A 2,575-nucleotide genomic window follows, 5' to 3' on the forward strand; every position below is an offset into this window, starting at 1 on the left:
CGCGCCTGCCGCGCCGACAGCGCCCGCGGCACCCGTGGCGCCGGTTGCCCCTGCGGCCCCCGTGGCGCCGCAACCGGTGCAGGAGCAACTTCCGCCTGCCGAGCCTCAGTCGGATCCGGACTCCGATGGGTCGATTTCAAGACAGGACTAGACCTCACCGGCTGATGAGGGCCACTCGCACGCAGTGTTTGCAGTGCGAATGGCCTGGGGTGACCGTGGACAGTCAAATCGAGGGGGGCGTACAACCGCGTTCCGCGCACGACCTGAAGTCGACCTTGTGCGCTCCCTGTGCGATTCGGAAGAGTAGGCGCTCGTCAACCTACCTTTCGGCCGGTCGGGTCCCCATAACCTGGCGGGCCGACCCCCCACAGGAGGACACGAGTTGAAGCACCGACGCATACCCAGGCGACGGGTGGCCGTGGCAGGCGCGGGCATAGCCGCGCTGGTCGTCGCGGGAGTCACCTTGCAGAGTGCGAACGCCAGCGAGACCACGCAGGCGGCCGCACCCCACACCCTCTCGGCCCCGGCGGCCGGAAAGCTCGCCTCTACACTCGGCAAGAACCTCGGCACCGACGCGGCCGGTACGTTCTACGACGCGAAGACCAAGAGCCTCGTGGTCAACGTGCTCGACCAGGCCGCCGCCGACACCGTCGAGGCGGCCGGCGCCAAGGCGAGAATCGTCGAGCACTCCCTCGCCGAACTGGCCGGCGCCCGTACGACCCTCAAGCAGGACGCCACCATCCCCGGCACCTCATGGGCGACCGACCCCACCACCAACAAGGTCGTCGTCACCGCCGACCGCACGGTCTCCGCCACCGAGTGGGCCAAGCTCACCAAGGTCGTCGACAGGCTCGGCACCAAGGCCGAACTCCAGCGCACCACGGGGGAGTTCAAGCCCTTCATCGCGGGCGGCGACGCCATCTCCGGCTCGGGCGGGCGCTGTTCGCTCGGCTTCAACGTGGTCAAGGGCGGCGCGCCCTACTTCATCACCGCCGGACACTGCACCGAGGCCATCTCCACCTGGTCCGACTCCAGCGGCAACGAGATCGGCACGAACGAGCAGTCCAGCTTCCCGGACAACGACTTCGGCCTGGTCAAGTACACCTCCGACGTCGCCCACCCGAGCGCGGTCGACCTCTACAACGGCTCCTCGCAGGCCATCACCCACGCCGCCGACGCCACCGTCGGCGAGAAGGTGACCCGCAGCGGCTCGACGACCCAGGTGCACACCGGGACGGTCACCGGCCTGGACGCCACCGTGAACTACGGCAACGGCGACATCGTCAACGGCCTCATCCAGACCGACGTCTGCGCCGAGCCCGGCGACAGCGGCGGCTCCCTCTTCGACGGCGACGCGGCGATCGGCCTCACCTCCGGCGGCAGCGGCGACTGCACCTCCGGCGGCGAGACCTTCTTCCAGCCGGTCACCGAGGCGCTGTCGACCTTCGGCGCACAGATCGGCTGACCTGTCGCACGACACCGTGAAGTCCCGCTCCCGCGCGCGAGGGGGCGGGGCTTCCGTGTCCGTACGGTCGGCTCAGCGCTTGGGCCAGTGCCACGACGGTTCGTCGAGCGGGCCCTCGCGACCCGCCACCGTCGTCTGCCCGAACTCCTTCACCAGCTCTATGGAGTTGACGTCGAGACGGTGACGTATCGCACCCTTCTGGAGAGCGTCCGCGAGCGGTCTGGCGTGGGTGACCACGACAATCTGGGTGTCCTTGCCGGCGGTGAGGATCAGATCGGCGAGTGGCGGGATCAGGTCCGGGTGGAGACTCGTCTCCGGTTCGTTCAGCACGAGCAGCGACGGTGGCCGGGGCGTCAACAGCGCCGCCGCCCACAGCAGATAGCGCAGGGTGCCGTCCGACAACTCGGCGGCGGTGAGCGGGCGCAGCAACCCGTGCTGGCGCAGGGCGAGCCGGAAGCGCCCGCCGAGATCGGCGATGTGGACCTGGCTGCCGGGGAAGGCCGCGTCCACGGCCGCGTCCAGCGCCTCGCCGTCACCGACCTCGCGGATCGTCTGCAGGGCGGCGGCCAGATCGGAGCCGTCACCGCTGAGCACGGGCGTCCGGGTGCCGATCCGGTCGGCCCGGGCCGGCGCGTGCGCGTCGGTGCGGACATGGTCGTAGAACCGCCAGGACCTGATGAACTCCCGCACCGCCAGCACATCGGGTGCGTGCTGCGGGTCGGCCAGCTCGCCGAGCATGCTGTCGTACGGCCGCAGGGCGCCGTGGGCCCGGGACCAGCCGCCGCCCGCGCCACGCAGTTTGACGGTGGCTCCCGCGCGGTCGGAGAGGACCGAGGCCGGGCGCAGCACGGGGCCGCTCCAGATGCACTCGCGTTTGATCTCCGGGTCGAGGTTGAACATGGAGGGGCCGCTGCCCGCACCGGGGGTGGGGCTCGGATGCCCGAAGTCGACCGCGTACCCGAACTCGTCGCCCGCGAAGCCCAGTTGCAGGCTGACCGGGCCCGAGCGGACCGTGCCCTGCACGGGATGGAGGCCCTCGCGCACCGCGCGGCTGATCTTCTCCGGGCCCGCCCACAGGACCGACGGCAGCCCGCCCTCCTGCGCGAGCGC

Annotated in this window: 2 protein-coding genes; one reads left to right on the top strand and one right to left on the bottom strand. The window is 70.8% G+C overall.

The genetic code is table 11. The annotated features are described in order from the left end of the window. The first annotated feature begins 382 nt into the window (after positions 1–382). Complete coding sequence (locus tag R6V09_RS50600; protein ID WP_317888165.1) at positions 383–1,465, top strand: S1 family peptidase; 1,083 nt, start codon at positions 383–385, stop codon at positions 1,463–1,465. A gap of 72 nt (positions 1,466–1,537) precedes the next feature. Here R6V09_RS50600 and R6V09_RS50605 read toward each other — a convergent pair. Then, a partial coding sequence (locus R6V09_RS50605; protein WP_317888166.1) for an AAA family ATPase occupies positions 1,538–2,575 on the bottom strand: 1,038 nt, incomplete at its 5' end.

The sequence above is a fragment of the Streptomyces sp. W16 genome, assembly GCF_033194735.1.
Classification (GTDB): Bacteria; Actinomycetota; Actinomycetes; order Streptomycetales; family Streptomycetaceae; genus Streptomyces.